We start from the raw sequence: 26492 nt of genomic DNA on the forward strand, positions 1-26492 counted from the left end.
TAAGAATCGCGGAATTACTGTATCCATACGCAGCTCTTTCCAACTACGTAGAACGCAGACAGTTTTACGAAACTACTTCCAGTTGCCCTGAGGTATGTCTGGGATTAGAGTTTATATTGCTCGGTTGAAGTCGCGGAGGCGCTCAGACAGCCTTTTCCGCTGCTTCGAACGCCAGCCGTCTCGGCCGAGACCACCATCCGACAGGAGGTAAAAATGGCTATGAGAGACGAAGAGGATCGCGAAATTCAAAGAATGCTCGCTGAAAGTGGCGTGTTGAAAGAGGGTATGACTCTCGATGGCGTCATGCGCATTTCCGAGCGCTTGAATGATATACGGGGAGGCCTCTCTTGGTGGGTTTTCCGCAAAAAGGACAAGGACGGCGGGACCTATACTTTTTTCGGTGGCTAAAAGCCTGTGATTGATCCATCGGACGATTCGCCATTTTTCCGGTTGGTCCTCGATGGATTGAACGGAGCTGTGACAGGTGCTGCCGCGCGAGATAAGTTCCTCTGCGAGTCGGCTATTATGGCTCGCGCGGCGCACGTGCTCGGTTCAAAGCAGGATAGTCGGCTTGATGCTGTTATCGCCCTCCTCGAAAAGCAGCTGAATAGCTCGCATCAAATATCATTAGCTGACAACTCGCTAAGGATCGCGGAATTACTGTATCCGTATGCAGCTCTTTCCAACTATATAGGACGCATTCAGTTTTACGAAATATGGCTAGATGAATTCGCGCGAGTGAGGCAGTTTATTCCAGACCGGCCAAAGTTTCTCGACTGTGAGGACCAATTCATTCTTTACATGGCCGGCCGCAGTAAGTTGCCAGCTCTTGTGAGCGATTCTTGGCACTCTTTCTACAAGAGGGCATACGATTTTAACGTTGAGCAGTGCTACGTGCTCACTCACCGATACATGTACTCTACGGACTTTGGCCAGCATGCCCTGGCAGTTAGCTGGATTGCCCCGGCCTTGCTCATTATCGCTGGTAAGTCCGCGTTATGGGGAAATTTTGATCTCTTCTTTGAGTCTGCATTCTGCGCCCTCTCAGCAAACCTCGATCCGCATGAGGTCCTCCTCATCGATAGCCTGTCGAGAATGTTTATGCCGCAGCTGAAAAGCATGCTGAAGCAGGACGACGTACAAAGTGTTTATCATGAGCTCTTCGTTTATAGCCTTTTCAAAATGCAGAGGGATAGAGTTTTCCTTTCTGGAACGACAAGCAATGCTAGTCGCGGAAAGTTATTAACTAACTTCGTTGCGTCTTTGGCTTCAAAGTCGCCAGACAAGATTGTCCAGGGCCTTCGTGCGATACAATCTGTATGCCCTCGCACCTTCTACAACGAGGTGTGCATTGAAAAACTGAGTTGGCTCTCAGCAACGGCGGGGATGAAGACCTTGTTCGAGAAGGAAATTAGGAGTGCCGGAAGGGAATTAGAACCGGGAGTCTATGACGAATATCGGCGACTTGTGAACGTTGAGTTTGAGAAGCTTCGAAGCTTGCCGGCTCCCGAGCCTTTGATGCATCGCTAGGGTCAATACCACTACTCACCTGCCACTTGTGGAAGCGCTGGCCGACCTCCCGAGCGTTTCCGCTTGTGGCCCATGGCTGACCTCCGCTCTTGGCCTCGCACCGTCCGCTTCCGACGGCTGAGCGGAAAGCCATCGTGGAGACGCCGAGGGCAGCCTTTGACCAAAAGCCTTTCTTTGACCATGGGCGTCGCTCGTGGTGGAGCATTCTGCTATCGTGGCCTTTTCATTGTTGAGTATCGGCCAATGGAGCACGCGATGCCAAACAGCGAGGAGATCGAGGCGAAGTCGCACAACCCGGTGCCGCAGGGCTATGTGCTTGGTCCCGGAGAGGGTGAACACCTGATCCATTTTCGTGATGGCGGCAACATCTTCATCAAGGCCGACCCGGTAACGGGGTCCAATAATCTTGGCCTTCATTCAGCAGCTACCCAAGGGCTCAGGCATTCCAGTTCACCGACATCTCGACAGGGACGAAGCCTTCTACGTTCTGGAAGGCAGTGGCACGGTCACACTCAACGATGTGCGTCACTCTTGCGAAAAAGGTGGAACGATTTTCATACCCAGGAACACCTGGCATGGTTTCAGTAGTCCAGATCAGGAGCTGGTTCTGCTGTGGATCATGGTGCCCCCAGGCCTCGACGGTTTCTTTCGCGAAACCCGCAGCCGACCCGGCGAACCGCGAAAAGAATTGACGCGGAGCAGATCAACGCAATCGGTCTCAAATATGGGGCAGAATACTAGCGGCCTCAGACATTTGCCTCGAACCGCTAAGACGCTGAGTCCGAAATTGGCCCGTGGCTGACGTTGGCCCAGAGCGCTAGGGTGTCCGCTTTCGGCAGAGGACCCGACCAGCTCATGCTGGCCAACGAGGGCTGCCTTTGGCCCTGGCTGTGTAAAAACGCGAAAGATTGAAGCTCGACTAGAATTACGTTCTTCAGTTCGTTCTCTAAGTTGAATGCGCTCGCGAGGTTGCCCGCTAAGACGGTCTTGAACGAATAACGTTTTCTATCGCGGTCAAGCATCCTGCCGTTTTCACACAGCCAAGACCCAAAGGCGACATATCGGCGGCTACTTGGTCGTATACGCGTTGCCATTTGTGGACTAAGTTCGAAATCATGTCCAAAACGTAGCTGGTCTATCAGCAGGCCCGGAGCTGGTGAGCCAATGAATGAGGTTCCGTTCGCGACGGCCCTGGCCGAATATGTCGAGGAAATGCTCGATGCCTGCACGCGATGCGGCAAGTGCGTTGAGGTTTGTCCGAGCGTTGAGCCGGCTGGCATCTCGGGTACAAAATCCGAAGATGTCATTGGCGGCATTCTCGAACTGGTACGTACCGGCGGCGGCCCGGAAGTATCGCGCAAATGGGCGCAATCCTGCATGCAGAGCGGGGAATGCATCAAGGCGTGCGACTACGGTGTCAATCCACGCTTCCTGCTTACCATGGCGCGGCTTAGCACCGCGAAGGCGGATAACGAGCTTGCCGAACGACGTCGACAAGGCGTAGCGAGATATCGCGACGGTAGTCGCGGAGTGACCGTGCTTTCGCACCTGCAGCTCGATGCAGACATGCTCGAACGATTGGGTCAAAAATCGGCGTCGGTTTCCGTGCCCATTGAGGTACCGGACTTCGTGTTTTACACCGGCTGCAATGTGCTCAAGACCCCGCACATTGCCTTGCTTGCTCTCGATATCATGGATGCGCTCGGCATCAGCTATCAGGTGATGGGCGGGCCGAGCCATTGTTGCGGAATCTCGCAATTGCGGACGGGCGACACCGAAATGTTCGGCCGCATGGCCTCCAGCACCATGGACAAGTTGGCCCACTCGAAGTCAGGCCAGGTCATCTCCTGGTGCCCGACCTGTTACATCCAGTACACGGAGAGCGTACTGCCGACGGCGGAACGTCAACGCGGCTCGCGGCCGTTCGAGATAAGTCCGTTCATGCGATTCCTTGCCAGCCGGCTGGCCGAGCTGAAGCCGCACTTGCAGCATCGGGTGGAAATGCGCGTCGCACTGCACAAGCATCCGGGCGTGGCCGGCGTCGTGGAAGCCGCCACTGAAATTCTGAAGCTGATCCCCGGCGTGGAGCTGGTCGACCTGAAGCAACCGGCGGTGGGCCTGCAGAGCGTCAATGTCGGCGTCCTTCCGGCGTTCAAGCGCGAGTTGCAGCTCAGGGAGCTCGAGGCGGCGCACGACGCAGGCGTCGATGCGCTGGTGGCGGTCTACCATTCCGATCATCGCGAGCTTTGCGCGCATGAGCGAGATTGGCCATTCCGGATTACCAACATCCTTGAGGTGGTCGGCGAAAGCATGGGTCTGCATCGGCACGATCGCTACAAGGAGCTCAAGATCATGCAGGATGCCGACCAGATCATCGCGGACTGTGGCGACCTGATCGCAAGGCACTCACTCGATCCTGGCGATGCGCGTGAGGTGGTGATCAAGGTGCTGCTTGGTGACCAGCCGCTTCCCTTGAAGGGCGGCATGCCGCCGGAGCAGCGCGCGGCAGGCGTGGCTCCGTCATAACAGCTTGAGGCGCCTATTGGCCCGTGGCTGACTTCTGCTCTTAGCCCCGCGCTGTCCGCTTCCAAGAGCTGAGCGGAATAGCGTAATGGAGCTGCCGAGGGTAGCCTTTGACCCCAAGCCGAAGCCATCAAAAGGGGCGGGTGCATCTCGATCGATAGCCCTGATTGCGCTTCAGCGGCCCATTGGGCGGGCAACTAAGCGATCCAAACAACTCAAATCGACGAGTAGAATCGACAATGAGCTGTAGTCGCGAGCGCAGGCAGCGCGATCAGGCGGATTAATTGGCCCTCTCGTTGCGAGCCCAAACGTCAGCGATTCTGACGGTCCAACGCAGCAGGTCGCGATCGGATGCTGTGCTAGGATGATGCTGTGCTAAGATGCAGATACGCCTCGCCAGATCGGGGGATGATCCGTGCGATGTCCGAGTTGCAACGCTGACATTCCCGGGGGCAGCAAGTTCTGCCTGGAGTGCGGTGCGGCCCTCCTTGGAAGCTGTCCGTCATGCGGCAACACGAATCCGGCGAGCGCCAAATTTTGCTTGGAATGCGGTCACAAACTACTCGCAAGCGGCGCCGATGCGCCAGGCGGGCCAGCTCCGGATACTGCCGCCCGGCAGCCTTCGCAGATTGGATCGGCTGAACGCCGCCAACTCACAGTCATGTTCTGCGATCTTGTGGGTTCGACCGCGCTTTCGGCTCGGCTCGATCCCGAGGACATACGAGAGGTCATGAGTGCCTATCATCATCGCTGCGCGGAGGTGATCGGTAAGTGTGGCGGGTTTGTCGCCAAGTACATGGGCGATGGCGTGCTTGCCTACTTCGGGTATCCGCAAGCCCACGAGGACGACGCTGAACGCGCCGTACGTTGCGGCCTCGCGTTGGCCGAGGCGGTTTGCCGACTTCAGACCGACCATGGTGTCACCCTTCAGGCACGTATCGGCATCGCGACTGGCGTAGTGGTGGTTGGCGACCTGATTGGGGAAGGTGCAGCGCAGGAGCAAGGAGTGATAGGCGAGACTCCGAATTTAGCCGCCCGTCTTCAGACGATCGCGGGACCCGGTCAGGTGGTGATCGCGCCAAGCACACGACGGCTGACTGGCGGGCTCTTCGAATACCGTGATCTGGGACGAGTGATACTCAAGGGCTTGGCCGATCCGATCCAAGCATGGCATGTACTCGCCGCGAGCGCGGTGCAAAGCCGGTTCGAGGCGCAGCACGAGACCAGCCTTGCTCCGTTGGTGGGGCGTGAAGAGGAACTGGAGCTGCTTTTACGCCGCTGGACCCAGGCCTCGCAGGGTGAAGGCCGCGTGGTCCTACTTACAGGCGAGCCGGGCGTCGGCAAATCGCGATTGATAGCCGCACTGCAGGAGCGGCTCCAATCTCAGCCGTATGTACGAATACGCAACTTCTGCTCGCCACAACACAGCGACAGCGCCCTGTACCCAATCATCAATCAGCTCGAACGCGCCGCTCGGTTTGAACGTGTCGATGAGCCCGAGCAGAAGCTAACCAAGCTCCAAAATCTGCTTTCACCGGTACTCCCTGAACGGGCGGCGGACTTGGCGCTTCTGGCTGATCTCCTCTCGCTGCCGAGAACCGGGCAGCCCGGATTGCCCGAGATGGACCCACAGAAGCGAAAGGAGAAGACCTTCGACGCGCTCTTTGCGCAGCTCCGGCAGCTCGAGCAGCAGCAGCCGGTGCTGATGATCTATGAGGATGTCCAATGGATTGATCCGACCACGCTGGAGCTGCTCGCGCTCACTGTGGAACGAGCGCACCAGATGCGGCTGTTACTGGTCATCAGTGCCAGACCAGAGTTTGCGCCGCCCTGGCCGGGTTATGCTCATGTAACGACGGCCTCGCTCACGCGACTAAGCCGACGCGAGGGGACCATGCTGATCAAAGGGGTCGCTCAAGGAAGGTCCCTACCTGACGAGGTGAACAACCAGATCCTTCTTCGCACGGACGGCGTGCCACTCTTCATCGAGGAGCTGACTAAGGCAGTGCTTGAAGGCGGGCTACTGCGCAAACGGGAGCATGATTACGTGCTTGACGGTTCTTTGGCGCCGATGACGATCCCCACAACGCTCCATGCCTCGCTGATGGCACGGCTTGACCGACTGAATTCGGTGCGACAGGTGGCTCAGGTAGGTGCCGTGCTGGGCCGCCAATTCTCGCACGAACTGCTGCATGCAGTGGCAGAGATGCCGGAACGCCAATTGAACGATGCGCTGGAGCAACTTGTTCGCGCTGAGCTACTTTTCCGGCGCGGTGCGCCACCAAATGCGCAATACACCTTCAAACATGCGCTGGTGCAGGATGTTGCATATGCCAGTCTGCTTCGGGGCAACCGCCAAAAGCTGCATGCCCGGATCGCAAGAACCTACGAAACCCGTTTTCCCGAAGTCGTTCGCGTCCAACCCGAACTTGTGGCTCACCACTTCACAGAGGCCGGGCTCGGTAATGCCGCGATCGAGTATTGGCAACGGGCGGGTGATTTAGCGATGGCACGTTCGGGCCACACCGAGGCTATTCATCACTTCTCCGTTGCGCTGGACCTCTTGAGCAAACTTGGTGAAAAGCCCGATCGTGCAGCGAAAGAGCTGGAGTTATGCGTCAAGCTCGGACCGGTCCTTATGATGGTGAAGGGTACCGGGTCACCGGAGGTTGAAGCGATCTACAACCGCGCAGTGGCTCTCGAAGCGGGCGAAGACAGCTCAACGCGGTTCAAGGCGCTGTGGGGCCTCTACTATCATTCGATGACCTCCGGACGTTTGCGTGCGGCGGCCGCTCATGCCGACGAGCTTCTTGGGCTCGCGCAGCGCTTGGGCGCTGATGATCTCGTCCTTGAGGGCCATCACGCGAAGTGGGCGACCTCGCTTTGGTGCGGGAACTTGGCCGCTGCAGATGAGCATTCTCAAAAAGGCATCTCACGATACGATTGCACTCGGCATCATGCCCTTGCGTTCGCGTTCAGTGGTCATGATCCCGGAGCGTGCGCTCACGGCGTAAGGGCGATCAGTATGGCGCTGTCAGGCTTTCCTCAAAAGGCAATGAAATTCGGCGCCGAGGCGGTCACGTTGGCTCGGATCTTGTCTCATCCATACAGCCTTGCTAACGCAATGTGGCACTCTGCGATCGTACTTCAGGTCGGCCGTCAGAGGCAAAGCTGCCGTGATCTTTCCAGCGAGCTGCTCGAGGTATCGCAAGAGCACGATTTTCCGATGATGCGCGGCGCAGGAATGTTCTTCTTGGGTTGGGCGACCGCGGATGGCGGCGACCTCGAGCAGGGGATTGCTTTGATGGAGCAGGGCCTCGCGCTCTTTTCGGCCGTCCGTCAAGTAACCAGACCTTACATGCTGGCCGTTTTGGCAAACACTAATGCGGATCTTGGCAAGCCCGGGGAAGCCCTCGAATTGTTGAAGGATGCGTTCGCCTCGGCAGATGTGAGTGATGAGTGTTGGTGGCAGGCCGAACTTCACCGCCTCAGGGGTCGGCTGCTTGCGGCGGGCCGGCGACACGATGAGGCCGAAGCCTGTTTTCAATCGGCAATTGAGGTCAGCAGAGGGCAGAGAGCGAAGATACTTGAGCTTCGTGCTGCCACGAGTCTCGCGCGGCTGTGGTGCGACGGGGGCAAGAACGCCGAAGGCCATGATCTCCTCGCCCCGATCTATGGCTGGTTCACGGAGGGTTTCGATACTCCCGACTTGAAGGAGGCCAAAGGCCTACTCGACACGTTGGCGCGATGAGAGCTGCTCGAGGCTTGCGGCAAATCATTGACCGCCTCGCACAGGCTAGGCTGCCCGCCGTATTCGGCCCCAAAGAATGTGCTTCAGCGGGCGCTTTGATTGCCTTTGGACCCGACCAGAGGCACTTATATCGAAAGGCCGCAGATTACGTAGGCAAGTCAGCTGCTGGCTGTCAATCGGCCTGCAAATTTGGCTCTGACGCAATCTTGGTGCAGCTCCTTTCATTCTGCGCCGACTAACCGGGCTTGGAGCAGATCGATCTTCCCGCGGCCATACATTTGGCGCCTGACGAGCTTGAGGCGCGTAATCTGTCCTTCGGTTTGTCCGTTCGACCAGGGCGACGTGATTGCGGCTCGGACTGCCGCTTGGTCTCTCCCGACGCCGCTCGCGAACGAGGCGACGAGACTGGCGCGGGCACGCTCGATCCAAGGAGCGAGGCCCGGCTCGGTCTTACGCCGGATCATCAGGTGGAATTCGGCGATGATCTCGCGTGCCTCGACCAGAGTTGGCACGCCAGCTTCGATCGCCGCGACCGTGACGGTCTCCGCTTTGGTGAGCAGGTCCCGTCCGATTGTCATGAGGCGAGCGATCGTTCTGGCCGACGGAATCCTCTGAAGGTTTTGTGTGTCGGTCCTTTCCGCTCGTCGTCTGCGGGTTGCCCACTCGCTGATGACACGTAGCGAGCCTCGGAAGCCACGCCCTTTCAAACGGCGCCAAAGTTCAGCCCCGTTGCGGCAGCCAGACGCCCACTGCTCGTCCAGCCATGGCAAGTGCACATCCAACGAACTTTGCCGGGTTCGGAACACGTCGTGACGTTCGCCGCGGACCACCTGTCGCACCAGCTTCCTGCTGTGGCCGGTCTGACGCACGATCTGCTTGATAGGTATGCCATTCTTCGACAGAGCCAGGATGACCGCGTTGGTCTCCTCGCGGCGCAGATAGCCCTCATACTGGAGGCGCTCCGCGGCGGTGAGTAGCTTGGGATCGATCGTGGTCGCACCGATGACGGTGCGTATCTGGCGCATCGATTTGCGGACGGCATCGAGGAAGGCCCGACTGGCGTTCTCCATCAGATGCCAACGGTCGGCGACCTGTACTGCGTGCGGCAGGGCCTTGGCCGCGGCTTCGCCATATCCGCCGCCGCGGTCACGGGCGACGATTGCGATCGTGGGATGAGCAGCGAGCCAGGCTTGGGCCGTCGCCGGCTCACGATCCGGCAACAAAGTGACGACCCTGCGCCTTTCCAAGTTGCAGACGATGCTGGCGTATCGGTGATTGCGCCGCCAGGCCCAGTCATCAATGCCGATGACCCTGAGCGGGTCAGCTGGGGGACGGCTACGGTGCCGAACCACCCGAAGAAGGGTATCTTTGCTCACCGGCAGCATCAGCCGCTTTGCGAAGACTGCTGCCGGTCTACCCCCAAGCGCCAAGCCAAGGTGGTGAACGATGGACTCCAGCCTCGCGGTGCGGCGCGCCGAAGGCGCCAGTACGCCTTCGCCGAAGCGCTCAGTGAAGATCTGACGCCCGCACAGAACCGCGTCGCAGCGAAAACGGCGGGCGATTACCAGGAGCTGGACGATCCGACCCGAGAGCGGCAGATCGGTCACGCGGCGCCGGTAGCGGCTATGGACACGTCGCGAAACCGTTCCGCACGATGGACACAGGCCGACGCTGCCGGACGCCCGAACCACAACGATCGCCTTATTACCCTCGTAGTAAGCACTCTCTACAACAAATCCACGCGGCACCAAACTGGAGCGGTGGAGTGCCTGCTGCATGGCGCTGATTCTCCTCCAATCAAAGCGCCAGACATCCTCCAAACTGCATCAAAAGTGAGTCAGAGCCAATTTTGGACGCCGATCCCCCGGCTTAGGGGGTCAATATTGCAGGCCGAATGACACCCAGCCGGGGTCGTCGAACGGCGCGTCGGTGAGCGTAGCGAGCATCGGCTGTAAGCGCTTGGGCAGGGTCGACGTCCGGCTCATTCAAGGGCCAATTTTTCAGAGCGTGTTGCGTAATGCATGGACGTCCTTCGAGAATGAGGGAACGCTTAAAGCCATGGCATGTTCCGTCAGACGCCGCGGCAAATCCTAGAGTGCGCGACGCTAACTATCGAACGGGAAGGTCTGATCAGACCGATGGCCAGAAAACTGAAAACCTACCAGACTTCGCTGGGCTTCTTCGATCTGGCGATCGCTGCTCCTTCCATGAAAGCGGCTCTGGAAGCGTGGGGTGCAGACAGCAAGGGCCCGCTGGTGCGATGGTGTAAACTGCGAACGGGGTGAGCCCAGTTTGCCTGTGAGAGCTGACCTTTTCACGCCACGTGCCTACGGCCATCATAACGCGCGGCTATCGAGTTCATGGCGTGACGTCATTTCCCGTTCGCCGCGCAATCCCATACTGACGAGCGTGAGCGGCAACCTTTCGCCGCCACTCCGACGCCGAACAAGGGTCCACAATCAGGAGGCTACAAATGTCAGTGAAGCAGCCGGTTCTCACGCCGCCCCACGGCGGCGAGACGGTGACCTCGAGCGCGGGCTCAAGCGTCGAGATGAAAGTGGAGAGCAGCCAGACCGGAGGCGAATATGGCACTGTCCTGTGGACGGTGCGGGCCGGGGAGGAGCCGCCGCTGCACACCCACTCGCGCGAGGACGAGCTGCTCTACGTTGTGCAGGGGCAGCTAATTGCGCGGGTCGGCGATGCCCGCGTCGAGGTGGGGCCGGGCGCCTACGCGGCTCTTCCCCGCGGTGTGCCGCATACAATCGAGGTGGTCGGCGATCAGGCGACCCTGCTGCTCAGCTTCGTGCCGGGTGGGCTGGAGCGCTTCTTGGTCCCTCGGAAAGGCGAGCAGCTCGATCCGGCCGCTTTCGGCCTGACGTTCCCCTAGGGCGGGACCGCGGGACGCGGCGTCCGCTGACGTGCGCCCGCTCGGGCCCGGCTATAGGCCGCGAGCGACCGCGCCGGACGATTGATTTCACGCGCCGGCCGGGTGCGCCTAAACCGTCTCCCCGCTTCAGACCAACTAGCGCCCCCCGCGGCACGCCTGTCGTACGCCAGCGGCCGCGATTCGATGGCGACTGTTCGGTTATGGCCTCGTCTTCGGCCAGCTCCTCGATCTCGGCGGCGATCTTCGGTTTCTCCTCATCGGGAAGCTCAATTCGTCCAAGGCGAATCTCACAATAGATCGGGACGGTCGCACCGTCTTCGACCGCGCGGATATCGATCTATTCGCTGAAAACGGCGGGCGTGTTCACATCTTCCTTTCCGATCGGTGTTTCCGTAAACCGATAAACGACGTGTTAGGAAGGCCGTCGCAGAGATATTCGGCAAAACCACAGGATATTTCGCCCGTACTCTGCTCCAACCTTGCTTGGATACTGACTCCGATGTGCCTCATCGGCGATGACAACGACGTTCCGTCTATTAGAAGGACCGGGTAGGCGATCTCGCCGGCGGCGCGGGAGAATTTCTGAATAGTAGTGAAGATCACGCCGCCGAACGCGCGGATGCCGTGGCTTGATCGTTGATCGGCAAAGTGAATTGCACAGTGATGCCTGACCCAGCGTTCGGGGTGGCCCATATGCGTCCCCCGTGAGCTTCGACAATCGAACGGCAGATCGATAGCCCCATGCCCATGCCGCCGGGCTTGGTGGTGTAGAATGAGTCGAACAGGCGTTCAAAACTCTCCGGGTTCAGTCCCGGGCCAGAATCCTGCACAGAGACGAGCACTCTGTCCGATGCATCTTTCCCGGTGCCGATCAGCAACCCGCGCGACCCTTCGCTGACACCGCTCATCGCTTGGATGGCGTTGATGATCAAGTTAAGGATCACTTGCTGCAGTTGGACTCGATCTCCTTGAATGAGCGGCAAGCCCTCCGCGAGTTGCGTCTGCACCGAGACATTGTTTTTCATCACTTCGCCACGGGTCAGGGCAATGACCTCAACGAGCGCTTCGTTGACCTCCAAGGCATCCTTCCGCGGGGGCTCCTTCTTAACGAGGCTACGTATGCGGCCAATGATCTCGGCCGCACGGTTTCCGTTTTCGACGGTACGACCAAGCGCGTCCCGGGCCTTGTCCAGATCTGGCGGCTGGGCACCCAGCCAGCGCAAGGCCGCCCCGGCATTGTTCATTCCCGCCCCGAGCGGCTGCATGACTTCATGTGTAATGGAGGCCGCCAGCTCTCCCATGGCAGTGACCCGTTGGACATGGGCAAGATCCGCCTGCGTCTGACGCAGGGCCTCGTCGGCGCGCTTGCGCTTGTACGCGGAGGCGAACAGGGCGGCCAGATCGGCGAGCACGAAACCGGCGATCGCCACCGCCAGGGGGGTCCGATCGAGCGTCGTGACCTCCTGGGCGACCTCCGTCGTGGCAGGAGCGGTACAGATGGCCGCCCGCATCCCGGTGTAGTGCATGCCGGAAATGGCGAAGCCCAGGACGATGGCGGCGGCGAGCTTCTGCCCAGGGTTCTTGGTTCCGAACGCCAGCCACAGCGCCGCCGTCGCCGCGCCGATCGCGACGATCATGGAGAGCGCGACCCACAGGGGGTCGTAGCTCAATTCGACGGGCCCCCGCATGGCCGCCATGCCGGTGTAGTGCATGGCAAGGATGCCGAACCCCATGAAGACGCCGCTGAGGACGAGGCGGGGGCGGGATAGGCTGCCCGGGCGACTGATGAAGTAGAAGCTGCCGCTCGTGCCTAGGATCGCCAGCACGAGGGAAAGGACAGTCAAGCCGACATCGTAGGACACCGGCATCGGCAGCTCGAAGGCGAGCATGGCGACGAAGTGCATCGACCATATGCCGGCTCCCATGGTGAGCGCGGCCCCCGCCAGCCAGATGCGGTGCGTGAGTCCTTGGGCCAGCGCCACGCGCCCGCCGAGATCCAGGGCCGTGTAAGACGCGAAGCCAGCGACCAGGACGGACAGGGCAACGAGAGACGGATTGTATGTTGCGGTAATTACCATCGGCATCGTCCCCATTTGGGAGGAGAGAGAAACATTCCCCGATGCCAGCTTCAACGGTGCGCCGCGCAACGGCAATTGTCAGTACGATGGGGCAAGGACTCGGTTGCCTCAAGGGCGACGATAGTTCGGCAGCGAGGCTGTCTCAAGGACGCGCTATCTGGGCGGTCGGCGGCGGCACCGGTTCGGTGCGCCACCACCATCCGCCAGAACCCCGCGCATCCGTGGCCGGACGCGCGGCGTTTGCATGGCGATCGGCTATGCTCCTATCATGAACGCGCGCACCTCGTCTGTCGGTGGCCGTCGTTCATCGCTACCAGACGACGGCGGCCCTGGCCTTTGGCGGCATAGCTGTACGGCAGTGGACCCGCGCGATCACTGGTCGTCGTTGGGGATCCATTCCTCCGCGGTCGAATCCCAATGATGAGTATCGTCGAAGTGCCGCCAGGGCGGCCGCTTCACTTTTTCCGATGTGTGAGTTTGGGAGCAAGATGGTGCCTTGGGTTTGGTGGCCAGCACCGTGTTGTACGGGTTGCCAAACACAAACACCTTCGACGTGCGCCAAATAATTCGCTCCAGTTCCACGAATGTGCGCATCTTTAGCCGGTACTTCCACAAGAGCATGTGTTGAATGAAGTTCCAGGTTACTCCCCAAGCCAAGAACGGTAGTCGCCGATAGTGGATTGGACTAAAGCCAAGTCGGCGCATCTTGTAGACGAGAAGATTGGCTCCGACAAAATTGTAGCGCCAATTCTCGAAGAAGGCGGTGACACTCAGGTAATCCTTGGTACGGCGACAATGATCCAGCGATCCCGGCGAATGGATCAGCAACCGTCCTCCGGGCTTGAGCATCCGCCAGCATCTAGCTAGCCACGCGTCCAGGTCTTTGGTGTAGCCAATCGACTCGAGCGCATAGATGGCATCAAAGTGTTCATTCGGGAGATCGAGGCTGTCAAAATCGGTGACTATCACCTGTCCACGCCCGCCAAGTCTCGCAAATTTTCGCCGGCAGATCTCCGCCTGCACAGATGAATTGGTCACGCACACAATTTCGATATTGCTCCGCCTAGCGAGGTATTCCGCTGCCGCGCCGGAGCCGCATCCGAGATCCAAGAATCGCATCCCGTCTTTCGGCTTCAAAAGTGCACGTTCGGCCTCGTAAGGGTTCGAAAATGCCAATCGAGGAAACACACACGTGCTGTAGTTCGATTGCTCGTCGCGATACGTGCCGAACACGTCATCATATGTGCGCCTTTCGTCGTCATGCTTGAGAAAGTCGTTCGGTTTTGGTGTCCACTCAGTCAGTTGGCGTTGCTCGAACTTATTCAGCTGGTGGCCGATCTTGCGCGCGTCCTTCGGTCGGGTCACCAAAAGAAAAAGTACGTAATGAAAAAGGTTGTATACTACAAACAACGCAACGATGGCGGCCGCTACCAACTGGGGTATTAGAACAGTATTCAAGGTTGCTCCTGTGATAGCTGAAGAATTCTACGAAATCGCGTTGCTTTTTCAAATCACGGCAGTGCCGCGTATTTCCGGGTTGGGTCATCCGTGTCGCTGCGCCTATGCGATCACTGCCCTTGCGATTTTTGAAGCGATTGACGCGCTTTTTGGAGCAAAGCGGGATTCGCCACGAGTAGTGCCGGACGAGACCAAACTTGCCATCACAACTGCGCATCGCGCGGCTCTGACAGACTTTGGGGAGCAGTTCGGCATTGTAGTTTCCTCTGGTTACTTTCGATCAAGTGAAAAACGCGGGCGGTGAAGCTGGGGGGACTTCACCGCCCTTACGCCTTCCGACGGAGGGGGGTATTCCAACGGAAGGCAACCTAGGGGAATGAGCTTTGAGCGGTCCGTCGATCGTCCTTTTTTCGCCGTCGCACTTCATGAGCTGTGCGCTTTTCCAACGCATGCACCCTAGGCCGATCGCGATCAGCGGTTCAATTGAACGTAGGCAATCGCCGAGCATCCAAGGTGGTCATGGAAACGATACGAAGGTCTATGGCGCTCGCTCTTAAAGCAGACCACTTCCGCTTGTTGGATGGTCCGGCCGTGCTCCTGCCCTGCCAGCGATAAGTTGGCCAGGGGCGCCAAGACAAGGAGCACGCCATGTCCAAGACACCCAGTACCGAAAAAGTGCCGATCTGCGCGTCAGAACTGACTGGGAGGCGACTATGCACACGGTAGTCAATCAGGGCTGTGGGTGTATCTGGCCTGCTGCTGTTCGTCGTTGCCTTTGTTCGCTTCAATCGACAGCCAACGAACCGTACCGGAACGACATTTCTCCTCTTCTATACGGGGATGCTGTTCTACTCGATGAGGCCGAGCGTCCATTGGGAAAACTGCGCGGCAGAGTCTTGCAATTGACTGATTTGCGCGGCTGCGAAGGGACGAGAGCTTATCTGCAGACCTGCTCACAGTGGCAGCAGCTGGATCTTGCACGGTCGACCGCGTTCCGCCGGTGGGTGTCTAGAATCCCGCGAGGCCCTGGGGACTGTTGTAGGGGATCGGGTTTCGGCCTAGCCTGCACCCTTCGGCCCATAGCAGTAGCTCTCTACCGCGCTGCTGACGTCCTATTTGAGACAAAAGGTCATCAGGTCTTTGAGCCATTTGAGGCTGACAGGCTTCATATGAGACGGCTTGGCTTCTTCAGCGATAAGGTTTTTGCATAACAGAGTCAGTTGCCTGGCTGGCTGATAAGGAAGGCCGACATACGAAGTCAGTTGTGCCGTTTCGACTGTTAGCAAACCCCCGCGAACCCGCTAGACTTTGATGCCTCTAGCTCTTTGAGCGCCGAGCGCAAGTTCAACTTTCAAAGGTAGAAAAGTCGTTTGAAGCTGCGCACCCGGTCATGCGCTCAGGCTATCGAACGAATGTTTGGCCGCATCAACATGCGAAGCGTTCTCAGCTCGCCACTCGTAATAGTCGGCAAGGCCCTTAAGGTGATTCGCGATCGCTGAGTCTGTCATGGTTTGGGCTGCGCGGAGCCAAGTCCATGCTGTCTCTAAATATGCCTCGCCTCGTTGTGAGATCTGGACCATCACAAGACCCTCGCGCGGTTCTCTGGCAGCTGGTTGAAGGTGATCTGGAGCCAGCCCACCCAATTGCGGTCACTTTCCCTGCGAGCTCTGAAGCGATCGACGCACTTCTTGGAACAAAGAGGCGTTCGCCACGAGTAGTGCCGGACGAGACCAAAGTTGCCATCACAAACTGCGCATCGTGCGGCACTGCCGGATCTAGGACTTTCGGAGCAGTTGGGCATTGTAATCTCCTCTTGGCTTTATCGCAGCTGTTAATCGATCATCCTTTTTTCACGATCGCACTTCATGAGGCCGTGCGCTTTTCCAACGCATGCATGCTAGGGCGATTGAGATCAGCAACTCAATTGAACGTTTAGTCGTCCCGTCATCCAAATGGTGCCGTGGAACGATACGAAGGTTTTAGGGCTCCCCTCAATGCCGACCACTTGCGCAATTGGTCTTTGCGTGCGCAAGCGGACGAAACCTTGATCGACAATCGCTCCGGGCCGCGCGTTTCAACGAACGCATCGACCACATGGACCACGTTGTCCTCGCTTAGCCAATCCTCCAGGCAGTCCGGCAAGAGCGATACGGATGGGACGCTTCGCTGAAGGCGCGGACGGATCCCTGCCGGCTCACAATCAGGAAACGGAGAAGGGTCCACGTATCCCAACCCTTGGTGCTCATTGCAGCTTAGGCCATCAAATCTGAGTTCGGATTGTCGAAATGTGAGGCACCCAATTTGCAATATGGCGAGACTCGAATAAGGCGCCGTCACCTCATCTACCGTTCACGACGGCGTAGCCGAGGAATTATCGAACGTATTCCAGAAGGGAATTGGCAGTTTGCCGCGGCTCGTCACAGCATGGACGGGAGTTTCCGAAGTCAATGACCCAATTCGAGTCTGCGAAATACGATTGTCGCAGATTTCTATGATTGGGTCTTTGCAGAACAAAAAGGAGCACGGCGAATGCCGACCTACAGGAAAAATCCCGAAGCGGTCTCGAAGTTGACTTCCGAGCAGTACCGCGTCACGCAGACTGACGGGACCGAGCGTCCCTTCGCCAATGAATATTGGGACAACAAGGAGCCTGGTCTCTACGTCGACGTAGTTTCCGGCGAGCCGCTCTTTGCGTCCTTCGACAAGTTCGACAGCGGAACGGGATGGCCGAGTTTCACGCGGCCCCTAGAGGCCGCAAATGTCGCCGAGAACGTTGACAGCTCGCATGGCATGACGCGGACCGAGGTTCGCTCCAAGCACGGCGACAGCCATCTTGGCCACATCTTCCCAGATGGGCCGCGCGACAAGGGCGGGTTGAGGTACTGTATAAATTCGGCCTCGTTGAGGTTTATCCACCGCGACCAACTAGAAAGCGAGGGATACGGCAAGTACTCAACGCTGTTCTCAAAGCAGGAGGCCTGACGATGGCAGCGACTACAGAGCGCGCGGTCCTGGCAGGAGGTTGCTTCTGGGGAATGCAGCAGCTGCTCAGGCGCCTGCCCGGTGTCGTCTCGACGCGGGTCGGCTACTCGGGCGGCGACGTCAAGAACGCTACGTATCGCGACCACGGAACGCACGCCGAAGCGCTCGAGATCGTATTCGACCCGAGTCAGACGAGCTTCCGAGAGTTGCTCGAGTTCTTCTTCCAGATCCACGACCCGACGACGCTCAACCGGCAGGGAAACGACCGAGGCACAAGCTACAGGTCGGCGATTTTCTACACTACCGAGGAGCAGCGCTGCGTCGCCGAGGATACCATCGCCGACGTCGAGGCGTCAGGGCTGTGGCCGGGCAAGGTTGTGACCGAGATTTCACCCGCCGGCGATTTCTGGGAGGCCGAGCCCGAGCACCAGGACTACCTGGAACGGCATCCGAACGGCTACACCTGCCATTTCGTCCGGCCCCAGTGGAAGTTGTCGGTCAGAACTCGGGCCTAAGGAGATTAACTATATGACCCGTCCGCGATCGTCGAAGCTCTTCCTTATACCTCTCGTGCTGCTTCTGTTCGGGACTCTCGGAATAGAAGCACGCGCTTCTGAGCTTGTAGGTCATGTCTACGTGCAAACCAATGAAACCCAGAACCGCATCATGCACTTCGGTCGCAACGCGGATGGGCAACTAAAGCTACTCGAGAGTATCCCTACCGGGGGCGCTGGGTCTGGCGTCTTCAAGCCGATCAGCGGCCAAAAGAGTGCGCCCAACGCATTCGAGGGCGCTGGCAGCGTGATCCTGGCCGAATCCAACACTCTGCTGTTCACGACGAACGGCGGCGACAACAGCGTGACGAGCTTCCGGGTGAGTCCAGACGGGAAGCTGACACTGATCGATCGACAACCGACTGGCGAGCCCGTAATAGGGCGCAGCGGAACGGCGAAGTCGCTCGCCTACCGCTCCCAAAGTCGAACTCTATACGTGCTCCATGCCTTCGGCCCCAACCACCTCCGGTCATACACGGTTGCCGAGGACGGCAAGCTGAAGCTGCGCCCGGAGCGGGCTTCGGTAAATACCGCGACAAAGACCGATCGGGTGTCGACACAAGCTGTCCTGTCGCCCGACGGCCGGTTCCTGCTGGTCGATATTCTTTTCGACGCTCGTCCAGCCGTCAATCCGGACGGGTCGCCAAATCTGGTCGTGGCGAACGCCCCCGATCCAGACGGGCTCGTGATATTCCCGGTGCGCGACGACGGCGCACTCGGCGAGGCCTCCTTCGCCAATGCCGGCGGCGCGGGACCATTCTACATCGCCTTCCTCAACCGGAGCCGCGATACTTTCCTGAACGGTTTCGCGGTAGGAGACGGCGTGCTAGTGAGCCGCATTAATGGCGAGGGTCGGGTGACCGACGGTCCTTTGGCCCCGATCGATACCGCGCTCGGGAAGCCATCTGAGCTCTGCTGGCTGCAGGTGACATCTGACAACTCGCTGGTGCTCGCGACCAACTTCGGATACGGAACGGTCTCGACCTACCGGCTTGTAGACGGCCGATTGAGCCTTCTCCAGGACCCGGCCAACAAAGCGATACCGGGGGACGGTACCTTCCGCGCTGTGAACGGGCTCGTCAGCAGCGGACCCAGCGACAGCTGGTTGACTCCCGACGACCAGTACTTCTACCAGATCTTTGGAAATGCCCAGGTGCTTGTCAGCTACCGCCTCGACAAGACGAGCGGCAGACTGACGGAGATTGGTCGAAACCCGATTCCCTACAACAGCACCCAGGGCCTCGCGGGATTCTAGACATCTACCGACGGAGCGCGGTCGACCAGGCAAGATCCAGCTAATCCACTGTGATGCGTCTGGCAGACGCGCTCTCGGCCCTTTGCAGCCTTGCCGCGCAAATCAGTCAATCGCAAGATACAGTGGCGCAGTTTTCCCTCTCGCACGGTTGGACGCTCGACCTCGTCGAGCTTAGCGATCTCCTCGTCGGTTTGGCCGCAAATGGAGTCAGTTGGCGTCGTCAAAATGGCTAATTGCTTGCTGCTACCGCCGCAGTAGCGCTTTGGTTTACGCAACAGGAAGAATGCGGAAAACAAGAATCGACGTCGTTGACGACATGGTAGCCTGCGGTGCCCACTTTTGCTTCTTCTACGAAACCAGAGAAGATCTCCTCGTTGGTCCGGAGAATTATTCCCTGGAGCTCGACAGGGCGATATGGACTCCTTCAAGCAAATCAGCCTCGGCAAATGGCTTTACCAGGTACCTAACAATTCCGGCGTTCCGAGCACGCGAGCGATCGTCCTCCCTCGGGTCAGCCGTTATGAGGACTGTCGGAATCTTTTTACCGAGCTTTGACAGCTCGAAATGTACGTCGAATCCGCTCATTTCGGGCATCTGCAGTGATGCCGCGGCATAATCGCTCCGCCCCTCGACGACTATCTACGTCGGGCCACTTCGGCTTGCGCTAGAGCTCCTTAGGTCCGCTTCAGATCCTCGACCAGCATCGCCGCGGCATGGCGCGCGAGTGCCTGGGTTGGGGCGTTGGTATTGCCGCTAGTGATGTTGGGCATGATCGAGGCGTCGATTACCCGGAGGCCGTCGACCCCGCGGACCCTGAGCCTCGCGTCAACCACTGCTCGCGCATCCTGCCCCATCCGGCACGTGCCAACCGGGTGAAACATCGTCGTCACTGCACCCTTCACCCATTCGCCGATCTCTGCATCGGATTGGATGTGCGGGCCGGGATCGATCTCCTCCTCGATCACCGGCGCCAACGACTCCTGCGCCATAACCTCGCGGATCGCGCGTACCGATTCCACTGCGGCCCTCAGGTCTTCCTCCTCGCCCATGAAGTTCGGATTGATGAGGGGCATCGACGTCGGGTGGCTATCGGCCAACCGCACCCAGCCACGGCTCTTGGGCTGAAGCACCACGAGTTCGAAAGTGATGCCGGAACGGTCTCCCGTCGGGCTGACGCCGCCAGTTGCGACGATGGGCACGTGGTAGCATTGGATCGTAGGTTCGGCAGTAAAGTCCGACGGATTCCAGTGGGAAACCGTCTCGATGCCATTGCCCGCCGCCGGGCCATCCTTGGTGACGAAATAGCGCAGGCCCGCCTTCACGCTGCCGAGGCCATGTGCGGCCGCTTGGTAACCCAGATCGCCCTTTACATAGGCGCGGACCGGCACGATCGCATGGTCCTGGAGATTTTCGCCCACCTCCGGAGAATCGACGATAATGGCGACGCCGTGCTGGCGAAGCTGCTCCGGTGGCCCGATGCCCGAGTGCATGAGGATCTTCGGGCTATGGACCGAACCGGCCGACAGCACAACCTCGCCGGCCATGATCATCTCGTCATCCATGAGCTTGACGCCGACGACCCGATTGTTCTCGACGAGGACGCGAACAACGGTCTTGCCGGTCAGAAGAGTGACGCGGCCCGAAGCGAGGTGCCGACGGAGATAAGCGTCGACTGCGCTGCACCGCCGCTGGTGTCCGACCGTTGATTGCACCGGAGAGACGCCGATCTGGCTCTCGCCGTTGTAGTCGGGGTTATAGGGAAGCCCATATTCCTGGAAGGCTTTGAGGCAGTATTGGTTCAGCTCGTTGATGCCCTTGGGCTGCTGGATCGACAGACCACCATTGATGCCGTGATATTCGTCGTGGAACGTGTCGTTGCGTTCCTGCGCCATGAAGACGGGAAGCAGGTCTTCGTACGACCATTTGCCGGTATCGCCGACCGCGGCCTGCCAGGCGGCGAAGTCGCGCTTCTGGCCTCGGACATAGGCCATCGCGTTGATCGAGGAACCACCGCCGAGCACCTTGCCTGAGCGATATGCTCGCTTGGTGCCGTGCTGGGGCACTGTCTCGTATTTCCAGACATGCCGATCTTGGGCCAATATTTTGGCAAAGCCGGCAGGAATATGGATGAAAGGATCGCGGTCCGTGTCGCCTGCTTCGATCAGCGCGATCGAAACATCGGTGCGTTCGGCAAGATAACTCGCGACCACACATCCGGCCGCCCCTGCACCAACAACGACGATATCGAAGGCTTCTTGAGACATCAGCGTCTTCTCTCTCTCTGCGCCAATCTGTATCGTTCAACGCCTCTAGCCGGCGGCGCGCCATCGTAGTGCCTGATCCTGAGATTGATCGGACCATGCTTTTCGAGAGTGACCTTGCAACGCCGGAGAGGGAAATCACCTCTGGCAATGGAGTCGATCGACGATCGTTATTGCCGCTCGCCGGCCGGCGTGATGCCGTACCGAGAAAGACCGTGAGTCGTATGGCACGCGAAGCCGACGCTTCTACTTCTGCAGAGATTTCTGAGCCGCCTTCAGTCGCTGAATCAACAATGAATGCCATCGCGACTTGCAGGAGTGGTGTTACGAAACACGCGCAATCAGCCCCGGGAATTGTGCGTACATGGCGCACGAGAACGGCAAGAATCGCGCGGGGCACTGCGAGCATTCAGGCCCCGTGTGAATAACTCAAATTGGCGATGTAGTTTGCCTTGGTAGGGCCAAGCCGGCCCTTCTGAATGCTTGCGACTGTCAGAGGCGGCATACGGGGCGGTGTCATTTGCCACCCGCGATCTTTTCCAGCAGCGATTAAGCGGTCGCACCGGCCGATTCGGATATGCCTGGTAGAGGACGGCCCAACGAGCGCCTGGAAAGGAGTATCCGTGGAGGGTAGCCGGAAGGGCCCTTGGCGGCGCGCACGATCCTGATGGCGCGTCTCTCTTTTTGAGAGGTAACTTTCGAAGTTGATCTTGTTTGCACATGTGACCGTCCTCCACTTGCCCTGCGGATCGGCCGCGCTGATGCCATTCTACGTGCACGGAAATAGCATACGCACGGTCGTTCCCTTGTTTTCCGCGCTCTGGATATCAATCGTTCCATTGCAGCGTTCGACGAGGCGTTTGACTTGCGTGAGACCCAACCCTGTACCTGTGCCGATTTCCTTCGTCGTGAAGTAGGGCTCGAAGGCTCGTTCGAGCACGTCCGGGCTCATGCCGCTCCCATCGTCGGAAACCGATATCTCGACCCAGGGAGCGTCTATCTGCACGCAGACGTTCCGCGCGCTAATACTGATCGTCCCACCTTCCGGCATCGCGTCGCTTGCATTCTTGCAGAGATTGAGGAGTGCAAGATGGAGCTCCTCCGGATCAGCTTGGAACTGCCCGAGACCCGGGTCGATGTGCGTGTCGACAACAACGTCAGCGCGTAGCGTCTGGTCGACCAGATCGCCGATGTCCACGATATGGTCATGGGAGACGGGCCGAGCTGTGCTGCAATACGGACGATCGCTGTCCAGCAGTTTGCGGCTGAGCGACGCGCCGCGCTGGATTGCGCGGCGGAGCCTTTCAACGATCACAGCGCGATCTTGCGCGTCAGTCTTTACATCAAGTAGCCGCAGGCCTCCATCGATAACTGCCAAGAGATTTGCGATGTCATGGACGAAGATCTTCGTGGTGTCTCGATCGATGTCCGCGGACCCGCAGACCGGAATATCGATGGAAATGATTTTGCACAGGACGCCCGAGGTCTCTCCATCTGCTCCTTGCAAAGGGATCTCCGCCCGCCCATTACGGACATTTTTAGATGTCGCCTCTGTCACGGCGGAGAGATCTATCGCGAACGCTCCGTCTCCGATAGGAACAGGGGCCGCATCTGGTAGCGAAAGAATAGCCCCCAATGCTGACTTCAACGTTTCTCGCAAGCTCACGACCGACATTCGCGCCTCCCTCAAGTTCTCGTCACAGCGCCGACATGCGACACCCGACGAGAACGACTTTGGACCGATTTGGAGACATCGGTCGCCATAAGTTCTATATCCCTACGTTATCGCGGCCCCTCGCGAGGCGCGGAGCCGACTTCGACACTAGAAGGGATCCTTGCAGTCACATCGACCTTAAAGGAACAGCCGCGCCCGATTAGACGCCGGACGAGCGCGGTATCCTCGAAACACAATAGCGATAGGTTAAGGCGCACGCGAGCGCGGCGATAATGGCGGTGAAGATGCTCGCCTCGGTGAAATCAGATGCGTATGAGGTAAGCCCGGTGATCTTCAACGTTGATCTCAGTTGCTTGTGATGGTCATCAACAGGCCCGCGAGCTCTTCGGACGTGACTCTCTTGGGCATCTATGGCTGTCGGAGATGACCTAGGAGCGCTATCCTCTAACCTGACGTCCTGTGGCGGCGCCCACCGGGATATTGAGATGCGGGGTGATGGAAAATTGCGTTCCGTCCGCGTTTCAGGCGCGGCACTACATCCATTCCCATTGGGAATTGACTCTATGCCTACCAATGTCTCTCAACAAAATGATAGAGGGGACGAGCGCGTCGGATCGACCGGAAGCCGAAGCTTGGGAACCATGAGCGGTGAACGAGACCGAAGGGCAACCGCTTGCTCTGAAGACGAAATAGCTATGTTGGGCGACGCTATCGTCCATGTCGTCGACGACGACGAGCTCATGAGGCATGCGATCGACGATCTTCTGCGATCAGTCGGTTACACCGTGAAGCTCTACGGTCGTGCGGAGGATTTTCTTGCTGCCGATCTAGCTGATGTGCCTGGCTGCGTGATCATCGACGTCAGGATGCCGGGGCCCAGCGGGCTCGAACTGCAGGCGTCGCTCGCCCGGCGTAATAACCGTTTGCCAGTTATCCTGATGAGCGGCTATGGCGATATCCGCATGTCAGTTCAGGCGATGAAGGCAGGCGCTGTTGACTTCATCGAAAAGCCTTTTCGGGACCAGGAGATGTTGGAGGCAGTTGCCAACGCGATCCGAACTTGGAAGCCGCCATCGCCGGCGCCGGACCGGCTGTCGGAATTGCGCAAACGATACGAAAGCCTGACCGCACGTGAACGCGAGGTCATGGCGCTAGTGTGTGCAGGCCAAATGAACAAGCAAATCGCGGGCGCATTAGAGATCCAGGAGACGACCGTGAAATTTCATCGGAGCGCGGTCATGACGAAGATGATGGCCAGCAGCCTCGCGGAATTGACCCGGATGGCGGCACTTCTGGAAGGCGAGGAGTAGGTGCTCATCGAAACCTGTCCAAAAGGACAGGACTAACCTCAGCCGTGGGAGAGTAGGCGAGCGCGTCGAATAGGCGCAGTTTCGCTTCATGAACAAGAAAGCTCTCATCTGCGTCGTCGATGACGATGCCCTCCTCCGGGAGTCGTTGAATTACCTGCTGCGTGCTGCTGGCCACGAAGTAGCCTGCTTCGGGAGCGCGGAGTCCTTCCTCGATTCCGAGGAGAGCGGGCGCTGTGACTGCGTGGTCGCGGACATCGATATGCCGGGGCTGTCCGGTATCGATCTGGTCGAGCGCGTCGTCGAGATGTCGGATCCACCTAAAGTCATTCTCATTACCGGGCGCCCTGAAGAGTCGTGGCGCGAACGCGCGATGTACTCCGGAGCGGTCGGGTTTTTCAGAAAGCCAGTCGAGGCGCAATCGCTGCTCGACATCGTTCAACGCAGTGTTGCGGCATGACGGACGTCCAGCCGGATCTCGTTGGCGAACGAAGTCCCCTGACGAGAGCCCGCTTGACGGGCTAGCTGACGAAATAAGGAGCCGCCATGGAATTCCACCAAATTCGGTATTTCGTAGCCCTTGCCAAGTGCATGAACTTTACTCGGGCGGCCGAACAGTGCAACGTCTCCCAACCTGCGCTGACCAAGTCAATTCAGAAGCTGGAGTACGAACTTGGTGGGGCACTGGTTTTCCGTGAAAGGCACCTCAGCCAGTTAACAGACCTTGGAAAGCTAATGCTGCCCACGCTGGAGCGGACGCTGCTCGCCGTCGAGGAGGCTCGCGCCAATGCTAAGAAATTCAAGCGGAAGAAGGTCGCCACACTCCGGGTGGCCCTGACACCGATGATCTCGGCGTCGATCCTGGCGCAACCGATCGCCGCGCTCACGACCCAGCTACCGGGCCTCCAAGTCGATCTGGTCGATGCTGAATCCTCTAACGTCTTCGAAGGCTTACTGAACGGCGACGTCAGCGCCGCTCTGGGTAGCAGCTGCATTGGGCCAACGCCCGAACGCATCGAGCGTTTCAGCTTATTCCGCGAGAGAGTCTTTGTCGCATGCGCCGAGGGGAGCCGGATGGCAGAGGAGGCCACCGTTAGCCTGAAGGATCTGCGGTCCGCAAAATGGCTTGAAGCGATTGACTGCGAGATCTACCGTGCGTTCCGCGAGCAGCTGTGCGAGGGGCAGGTCGCACAGCCCGGGCACCGCGCGCAAGGGCTGCAGCACCTGCAGCACCTAGTTAGCGCAAACCTTGGCGTTATGCTAACCCCGGAGCACGCGCCAGCACTGCCGGATGCTGTCGTCCGTCCTATCGCGGACTTCGACTTCAAACACACTGTTGAGCTCTTTGTTGTCGGGGGACGTCAATATTCGCCTGCGCTCGAGGCTCTTATAAAGATTTGCAGGCGATTCGATTGGCAGACGCTGCTGACAAAGGCGCAGGCGCCGATCGCGCCAAAGACAGGTCCGTTCACCGCGATGCCCCGACGTCAACGTGACCCGGAAGTCGTCCGCATCACAGCTTAGGGTAGAGCAGCGCACGACCTCTAGCGCTATAGCCTCGTCGCTATCGTTTCGATACGACCGTTCGTCACGCGGCCGCTTCCCGACTTCCCTCCAATGGCGGAGTACGAACGCCCGCTCACATGTTCGGATTGCGGCGTAATTGTCCCAGCGAGTAGCTCGGGGAGTCCCGGCTTTCAAAAGTCGGAGAAAGCCGCTGCTTGCGTAGCTGGTCATGGCGACGGCTGTGGATGGTGCGGAAACGGCCTCAAAATTTGACGGAAAGAGTGGGTTCGCAATCTACTAGATCGACCCAGATGATATTAGGCGGAATCTCAGATGATTCCCCGCCAATCATCGATTTTGTTGCGATGGAGTGTCAGCACGGGAACGCCGACTTCTTGCAACTGGATCGGTTTATAAAATAACGCATGAGGTCCGGGTGGTCAGCCAACAACCGGCCGAGTTATGCGAAACATACTGTCATCGATTCCATAACCAATGGGAAGTTGCAGTCCCCGGATGTCGATGGGAAATCGTTCCGGCTTACCTTGACGGATGTGTTGGCAAACTCACGCGATCCGAAGACTGGGTGGACGCGCAGTGAACACTGGTCGTCGTTTGAGTGATTGATTGTCCGGGTTTAGGCGCACCAGCTGGTCCCTTCGGCGGTGGGCGTTGCCTGTCAACCGATGTGCGGAGTAACGAGTCGATCAAGCGATACATAGAGA

General features: G+C 58.8%; 20 protein-coding genes and 1 pseudogene. 14 read left to right on the top strand and 7 right to left on the bottom strand.

Features of this window, described 5'->3' with window-relative positions; translation table 11 throughout:
• The first annotated feature begins 213 nt into the window (after nt 1-213).
• The 5 genes from N2604_RS10840 to N2604_RS10855 all read left to right on the top strand — a co-directional run bounded on the left by N2604_RS10840 (nt 214) and on the right by N2604_RS10855 (nt 7804).
• Nucleotides 214-408 carry a hypothetical protein gene (locus N2604_RS10840; protein ID WP_260374694.1) on the top strand — a complete coding sequence of 65 codons (195 nt, stop codon included), beginning with the start codon at nt 214-216 and terminating at the stop codon, nt 406-408.
• A gap of 6 nt (nt 409-414) precedes the next feature.
• Complete coding sequence (locus N2604_RS10845; RefSeq protein ID WP_260374695.1) at nt 415-1530, top strand: DUF6895 family protein; 1116 nt, start codon at nt 415-417, stop codon at nt 1528-1530.
• Between the two features lie 406 nt (nt 1531-1936).
• Complete coding sequence (locus N2604_RS39720) at nt 1937-2332, top strand: cupin domain-containing protein (protein WP_409241702.1); 396 nt, start codon at nt 1937-1939, stop codon at nt 2330-2332.
• Nucleotides 2333-2694: 362 nt separating this feature from the next.
• On the top strand, nt 2695-4056 hold the full coding sequence (locus N2604_RS10850) for a (Fe-S)-binding protein (protein WP_260374696.1): 1362 nt from the start codon (nt 2695-2697) through the stop codon (nt 4054-4056).
• 412 nt (nt 4057-4468) lie between these two features.
• Nucleotides 4469-7804 (top strand): AAA family ATPase, encoded by a 3336-nt coding sequence (locus N2604_RS10855; protein ID WP_409241703.1) that lies wholly within the window; start codon nt 4469-4471, stop codon nt 7802-7804.
• A gap of 221 nt (nt 7805-8025) precedes the next feature.
• On the opposite strand, the gene N2604_RS10860 is transcribed toward N2604_RS10855, so the two are convergent.
• On the bottom strand, nt 8026-9582 hold the full coding sequence (locus N2604_RS10860; protein WP_260374698.1) for an ISL3 family transposase: 1557 nt from the start codon (nt 9580-9582) through the stop codon (nt 8026-8028).
• 360 nt (nt 9583-9942) lie between these two features.
• On the opposite strand from N2604_RS10860, the pseudogene N2604_RS10865 reads away from it, so the two are divergent.
• Both N2604_RS10865 and N2604_RS10870 read left to right on the top strand, forming a co-directional pair.
• Nucleotides 9943-10047, top strand: a pseudogene (locus tag N2604_RS10865) (cell envelope biogenesis protein TolA); the annotation flags it as partial.
• A gap of 230 nt (nt 10048-10277) precedes the next feature.
• A complete protein-coding gene (locus tag N2604_RS10870; protein ID WP_260374699.1) occupies nt 10278-10691 on the top strand; it encodes a cupin domain-containing protein in 414 nt (137 codons plus the stop codon).
• A gap of 599 nt (nt 10692-11290) precedes the next feature.
• Here N2604_RS10870 and N2604_RS10875 read toward each other — a convergent pair.
• Together N2604_RS10875 and N2604_RS10880 are read right to left on the bottom strand one after the other, a co-directional pair.
• Nucleotides 11291-12769 carry an MHYT domain-containing protein gene (locus N2604_RS10875; protein ID WP_260374700.1) on the bottom strand — a complete coding sequence of 493 codons (1479 nt, stop codon included), beginning with the start codon at nt 12767-12769 and terminating at the stop codon, nt 11291-11293.
• Nucleotides 12770-13141: 372 nt separating this feature from the next.
• A complete protein-coding gene (locus N2604_RS10880; RefSeq protein ID WP_260374701.1) occupies nt 13142-14227 on the bottom strand; it encodes a cyclopropane-fatty-acyl-phospholipid synthase family protein in 1086 nt (361 codons plus the stop codon).
• Between the two features lie 10 nt (nt 14228-14237).
• Here N2604_RS10880 and N2604_RS10885 point away from each other — a divergent pair, with 10 nt between their 5' ends.
• From N2604_RS10885 to N2604_RS10900, 4 genes are all read left to right on the top strand, one after another.
• Nucleotides 14238-14531, top strand: coding sequence for a hypothetical protein (locus N2604_RS10885; RefSeq protein WP_260374702.1), 294 nt, complete (start codon nt 14238-14240; stop codon nt 14529-14531).
• 2225 nt (nt 14532-16756) lie between these two features.
• Nucleotides 16757-17209 (top strand): peptide-methionine (R)-S-oxide reductase MsrB, encoded by a 453-nt coding sequence (gene msrB / locus N2604_RS10890; protein WP_260374703.1) that lies wholly within the window; start codon nt 16757-16759, stop codon nt 17207-17209.
• A gap of 2 nt (nt 17210-17211) precedes the next feature.
• The gene (gene msrA, locus N2604_RS10895; RefSeq protein WP_260374704.1) at nt 17212-17724 is read left to right on the top strand and encodes a peptide-methionine (S)-S-oxide reductase MsrA; all 513 of its coding nucleotides are present in this window, start codon (nt 17212-17214) and stop codon (nt 17722-17724) included.
• A gap of 13 nt (nt 17725-17737) precedes the next feature.
• Nucleotides 17738-19018: a lactonase family protein gene (locus N2604_RS10900; protein ID WP_260374705.1), complete on the top strand. Its 1281-nt coding sequence runs from the start codon at nt 17738-17740 to the stop codon at nt 19016-19018.
• On the opposite strand, the gene N2604_RS10905 is transcribed toward N2604_RS10900, so the two are convergent.
• The 4 genes from N2604_RS10905 to N2604_RS10915 all read right to left on the bottom strand — a co-directional run bounded on the left by N2604_RS10905 (nt 19015) and on the right by N2604_RS10915 (nt 22954).
• Nucleotides 19015-19314, bottom strand: coding sequence for a hypothetical protein (locus N2604_RS10905; protein ID WP_260374706.1), 300 nt, complete (start codon nt 19312-19314; stop codon nt 19015-19017). The genes N2604_RS10900 and N2604_RS10905 overlap by 4 nt on opposite strands.
• A 91-nt stretch (nt 19315-19405) precedes the next feature.
• Complete coding sequence (locus N2604_RS39725; RefSeq protein WP_409241704.1) at nt 19406-19612, bottom strand: response regulator; 207 nt, start codon at nt 19610-19612, stop codon at nt 19406-19408.
• Nucleotides 19613-19692: 80 nt separating this feature from the next.
• The gene (locus N2604_RS10910) at nt 19693-21282 is read right to left on the bottom strand and encodes a GMC family oxidoreductase (protein ID WP_260374707.1); all 1590 of its coding nucleotides are present in this window, start codon (nt 21280-21282) and stop codon (nt 19693-19695) included.
• A 766-nt stretch (nt 21283-22048) separates the two neighbouring features.
• A complete protein-coding gene (locus N2604_RS10915) occupies nt 22049-22954 on the bottom strand; it encodes a sensor histidine kinase (protein WP_260374708.1) in 906 nt (301 codons plus the stop codon).
• Nucleotides 22955-23649: 695 nt separating this feature from the next.
• Between N2604_RS10915 and N2604_RS10920 the strand changes: the two genes are divergently transcribed.
• From N2604_RS10920 to N2604_RS10935, 3 genes are all read left to right on the top strand, one after another.
• Nucleotides 23650-24264, top strand: a complete 615-nt coding sequence (locus N2604_RS10920; RefSeq protein ID WP_260374709.1) for a response regulator transcription factor — start codon at nt 23650-23652, stop codon at nt 24262-24264.
• An 88-nt stretch (nt 24265-24352) separates the two neighbouring features.
• Nucleotides 24353-24721: a response regulator transcription factor gene (locus tag N2604_RS10925; RefSeq protein ID WP_260374710.1), complete on the top strand. Its 369-nt coding sequence runs from the start codon at nt 24353-24355 to the stop codon at nt 24719-24721.
• 86 nt (nt 24722-24807) lie between these two features.
• Entirely contained in the window at nt 24808-25785 is a 978-nt protein-coding gene (locus N2604_RS10935) for a LysR family transcriptional regulator (protein ID WP_311739971.1), read from the top strand.
• Nucleotides 25786-26492: the final 707 nt, after the last annotated feature.

Source organism: Bradyrhizobium sp. CB1015 (assembly GCF_025200925.1).
In the GTDB taxonomy this organism is placed as follows: Bacteria; Pseudomonadota; Alphaproteobacteria; order Rhizobiales; family Xanthobacteraceae; genus Bradyrhizobium.